The sequence below is a fragment of the Streptomyces doebereineriae genome, assembly GCF_031845645.1.
Classification (GTDB): domain Bacteria; phylum Actinomycetota; class Actinomycetes; order Streptomycetales; family Streptomycetaceae; genus Streptomyces; species Streptomyces canus.
Genome location: NZ_JAVREZ010000210.1, coordinates 1 through 468, shown reverse-complemented (window position 1 = coordinate 468; position 468 = coordinate 1). Strand labels below are relative to the sequence as shown.

Here is a 468-nt window from a genome sequence, read left to right as displayed (position 1 = left end):
GTCGTGACCTGGTTGCTCCGGTCCGCTCGCCGGTCCGGTGTGCCGGGCCCGGCCGCCGAGCCCGTCGGGCCCGGGTCCAGCTGCCGTACCCGGTTCCTTCTGGCTCGGCTGCCGAGCCCGGTGTTTCCGGGTTCATCCGCCGTGCCCGGCCTTTCCGGGGTTCATCCACCGTGCCCCTCGGTCCGGGCCCGGCCGCCGCGCCCGTCCGGTCCGGGCCCGGCCGTCCCGCCCGGCTCCTCCGGGCTCAGCCGCCGCGGTACTTGGGGGTCGGTGGCGCCGTGATGCCGGGGAGTCCGGCCGCCAGCCACTTGCGGTACGACACCATCCAGGCGCTGTCCTTCCCGCCCGCGCGGTAGTCGACCAGGACCTTGTTGACCCGGGCCACCAGATCGTCGGCGCCCTTCTTCGCCGCGACGCCGTAGTACTCGGTGGTGAACGGCCCCGCGCCCTTGAGGGCCACCGCCGGGT

Annotated in this window: 1 pseudogene; it reads right to left on the bottom strand. The window is 75.4% G+C overall.

Features of this window, described 5'->3' with window-relative positions:
• Positions 1 to 244 precede the first annotated feature (244 nt).
• Positions 245 to 468: pseudogene (locus RNB18_RS51505) on the bottom strand (sugar-binding protein); the annotation flags it as partial.